We start from the raw sequence: 3,612 nt of genomic DNA, 5'->3' as shown, positions 1-3,612 counted from the left end.
GGCGCCGTGCGGCGGCATCTGGCAGGCGAAGCTGCGGCAAGCCCAGCGGCGCCGGCAGCAGCGGAAATCGGGCCGGACCGGCAACCACACCTTGACCCCGGGCGCCCGGCAGCACAGGTTGCAGCAAAATCTCCGGGCAGGACAGCATATGGCCACGACACCTCCGCCGTTTTCACGATTTGAATGGATTATCGCCTGGCGGTACTTGCGCGCCCGCAAGGCCGAGGGCGGGGTCAGCGTGATGACCTGGATCAGCCTCATCGGTATTACCCTGGCGGTGTTTGCTCTGATTGCCACGCTGGCGGTGCGCTCGGGCTTCCGGTCGGAATTTGTCGGCACCATTCTGGGCGCCAACGCGCATGTGACGCTCTATTCCTATGGCGAGGTGACTGAGACCGGCGTTCTGGACCGCTCGCTGAAAGACTATCAAGCGCTGGCTGAAACAGTGGCCGCGGTGCCCGGCGTCACCCGGGCGGCCCCGCTGATCAAAGGACAGGTGATGGCCAACCGGCGCCAGCGCAATGCAGGTGTTGAGGTGTTCGGCATCTCAGCGGCTGATATTCAAGGCATCCCCGGTGTCGCCCAAAGCGAGGAAGCGGTGGGGGATCTGGCGCGCTTTGAGGCCGGCATCGCCATCGGTTCCGGCGTGGCACGCGAACTGGGGGTGAGCGTGGGCGACAAGATCAAGCTGATATCCCCCAATGGCGTCAAGACTGCCTTTGGCACCAGCCCGCGGGTCAACGCCTATGAGGTGGTCTATGTCTTCACCGCCGGACGCTGGGACATTGACCGCACCCGCGTTTATCTGCCGTTTGCCGAGGCGCAGGGTTTTTTCAACCGTGAAGGCGTTGCGGATGAGATCGAGGTGATGGTGGAGGATCCGGAGGACGTTGATGCCATGGCGGTTGCGATCCTGGGCGCGGCAGGCGGCGCTGCCGGAGTGTGGACCTGGCGCGATGCCTCGGGCGGGTTCCTGCGGGCCTTGGAGGTCGAGGACAATGTGATGTTCATCATCTTGTCGATCCTGGTGCTGATTGCGGCGATGAATATCGTCTCGGGACTGATCATGCTTGTCAAGAACAAGGGCCGCGACATCGGAATCCTGCGCACCATCGGCCTCAGCGAAGGGTCGGTGATGCGGGTGTTTTTCATTTGCGGCGCCTTTACCGGGGTGCTGGGCACGGTGTTCGGCGTGCTGCTGGGGTGCCTGTTTGCGCTTTACATCGATCCGATCTTTTCTTTCGTGAACTATCTGATGGGCGGCGGCGTCTGGGACCCGTCGATCCGCGGCATCTATGCGCTGCCGGCCGAGCTGCGGCCAGGCGATGTTCTGTCGGCTGTTGGCCTGTCGCTGGGACTGTCGTTTTTCGTGACCATTTTCCCGGCCCGCCGCGCGGCTCGGCTGAACCCGGTGGAGGCACTGCGATATGAGTGAGATCACGCTGGAGCTGACGGGGATCAGCAAATCCTATCTGCAGGGCACGCCCGGCCAGGTGGATGTTCTGCGCGGGGCTGATCTTACCTTGCGGGCAGGCGAGGTTGTAGCGCTGGTGGCGCCGTCTGGCGCGGGCAAGTCGACGCTGCTGCATATCGCTGGCCTGCTGGATACGCCGGACACGGGCGAGGTGCGGGTTGCGGGCGAGGATATCACCCGAAAGGGGGAGCGCCGCCGCACCCGGGTCCGGCGCCAGGAGGTGGGGTTTGTCTACCAGTTTCACCATCTGCTGCCGGAATTCACGGCGCTGGAAAACATCGTGCTGCCGCAACTGGCCAATGGCGCCTCGCAAAAGGCGGCAGCGGCGCGGGCGGCGGATCTGCTGGGCACTGTGGGCCTCGCTGGCCGGGCCGGCCACCGCCCTGCGGCCTTGTCCGGCGGCGAGCAGCAGCGGGTTGCGTTTTGCCGTGCGCTGGCCAATGCGCCGCGGGTGCTGCTGGCGGATGAGCCGACCGGGAACCTGGATCCCGGCACCGCTGACCAGGTGTTTGCGGCGCTGATGGAATTGGTGCGCGGCACCGGTCTGTCGGCGCTGATTGCCACCCACAATCTGGAATTGGCCGCGCGGATGGACCGGCAGGTGAAGCTGCAGGATGGGCTGCTGGTGGCCATATGAGCAAATTGCGCCTTTGCCGCGCAAGGCCTTCGGCGAGAGTATTTGCGAAAAGATGAAGGCGGCGGAGAACGGCAGCAAGCGGCGGCAGGCGGAAGTTTGCCGGGGGCATCAGGCCCAGGCTATGGCCGGGCGCGGCGGTTTGCTATCAGGTGTTCAAACCGGCCCCGGCAGGTTAGGCTGGCCGGGAATGCGCAGAAAGGGCTGAGACGTGGTGAATTCCGTTATCGAAAAAGATGTGACTGTTGAGGGCAATATCACCTCCAGCAAAGGCAGCGTCGAAGTCCGCGGCCGGGTGGTTGGGGATCTTTCGGCGCAGGCGGTGACAGTGCATCAGGGCGGCACGGTTGACGGCGCCCTGAGCGCGCAATCGGTGACCGTTGAGGGCACCTACAGCGGCAGAATCCAGTGCGAGGACCTGCGGCTCGCCTCCAGCTCGCAGGTGAAGGCGGATGTGTCTGCCCAAAGCATGGCCACCGAAAGCGGTGCGCAAGTGGAAGGCAACATCAAGATCACCGGCAAGGGGTAGAGGCGCGGGTGAAAAAAATCCGCCAGCCTGCTGTCAGCCTGGGCTGATCTCAACTTGGCCAGTTAATCCGGGTGTTTTGAAGGGCGGATCGGATCAACTGAGCGCAGGTAAATAACAGCCCCTCCAGCAAGGGTTCCCAAAAGGCCGATCGTGAATATGGTCTCCAATGGGACCCCCTTGCTGACCAGCACGGCCATCGCAAGGGACCAAACCAGAAAAGCAGCATACAAGGTGAGCGCGCCCAGGAACCTTGCTCGCTTCCGCGTCAATACTTTGGCGGCGAGAAATGCAGCCAAGAAGGGAAACCAGGTTTCTGCCACATGGTTCAGGAAGTGCAGGCCTGGTGTGGCTCCGCCGGGGAAGGACATTCCGGTGAACAAAGCGAGAGCCGGATACTGCCAAGGAAGAAACGGGTTTATCGCTTTCATTACCGTGAAGAAAACCCAAATTAGAAATCCTGCCAAGAATGCAGCGGCATAAGTGAGAAGGCGCTTTGTCATGTCTCGTTGCTCTTGCTGGAAGCGCTGAACTGCCGCAAGGGCAACGGCAGTCTTGTTCTTTTCCCGGTTTTTGCGGCTCACGCCATCTGGGTGATCCAGACCCCCAGCGCCATTACCGAAATTCCGGCTGTGCGGGTCAGGGTCAGGGGGCTGATCTGGGCGCCGAACAGCCCGTAGTGGTCGATGGCTGCAGCTGAAATCAACTGGCCGATCAGCACGAAGAACACCGCGTTGCCAACGCCGAAATGCGGCGCGACATGGGTGATGGACAGCACGTAGAAGGCCACCAGAACGCCTGCCAGCAGCAGGTGTTTGGGCGCGGCGGGGATTTTTGCCAGGGCTTGCGGGCCAACAATCAGGCAATAGAGGATCGTGGCAATCAGCGCGATCAGGAACAGCACCACAGCGGCTGAGGCGGGGGAGCCGATCAGCTTGCCCAGGGCCGCATTCAGGGCGGCCAGCACCGGGATGCCAA

At 62.7% G+C, this 3,612-nt stretch carries 5 protein-coding genes; 3 read left to right on the top strand and 2 right to left on the bottom strand.

The window, feature by feature from the left end:
- The first annotated feature begins 148 nt into the window (after positions 1-148).
- From A2I95_RS27695 to A2I95_RS27685, 3 genes are all read left to right on the top strand, one after another.
- Entirely contained in the window at positions 149-1,435 is a 1,287-nt protein-coding gene (locus tag A2I95_RS27695) for a lipoprotein-releasing ABC transporter permease subunit (RefSeq protein WP_027259440.1), read from the top strand.
- Positions 1,428-2,111, top strand: coding sequence for an ABC transporter ATP-binding protein (locus A2I95_RS27690; RefSeq protein ID WP_027259439.1), 684 nt, complete (start codon positions 1,428-1,430; stop codon positions 2,109-2,111). Before A2I95_RS27695 ends, A2I95_RS27690 begins: the two co-directional genes overlap by 8 nt.
- Positions 2,112-2,319: 208 nt before the next feature.
- Positions 2,320-2,637: a polymer-forming cytoskeletal protein gene (locus tag A2I95_RS27685; RefSeq protein ID WP_129370442.1), complete on the top strand. Its 318-nt coding sequence runs from the start codon at positions 2,320-2,322 to the stop codon at positions 2,635-2,637.
- Between the two features lie 62 nt (positions 2,638-2,699).
- On the opposite strand, the gene A2I95_RS27680 is transcribed toward A2I95_RS27685, so the two are convergent.
- The gene (locus tag A2I95_RS27680) at positions 2,700-3,218 is read right to left on the bottom strand and encodes a hypothetical protein (RefSeq protein WP_291735091.1); all 519 of its coding nucleotides are present in this window, start codon (positions 3,216-3,218) and stop codon (positions 2,700-2,702) included.
- A partial coding sequence (locus A2I95_RS27675; protein ID WP_291735088.1) for a DMT family transporter occupies positions 3,215-3,612 on the bottom strand: 398 nt, incomplete at its 5' end. The genes A2I95_RS27675 and A2I95_RS27680, both read right to left, overlap by 4 nt.

Source organism: Leisingera sp. F5 (assembly GCF_001593695.1).
The sequence above is the reverse complement of the archived record's forward strand: the minus strand, read 5'-3'. Positions and strand labels throughout refer to the sequence as shown.

Excerpts from the sequence above, each read along its gene's own strand:
- A2I95_RS27695 (WP_027259440.1), top strand. The coding sequence starts at position 149 with ATGGCCACGACACCTCCGCCGTTTTCACGATTTGAATGGATTATCGCC.
- A2I95_RS27690 (WP_027259439.1), top strand. The coding sequence starts at position 1,428 with ATGAGTGAGATCACGCTGGAGCTGACGGGGATCAGCAAATCCTATCTG.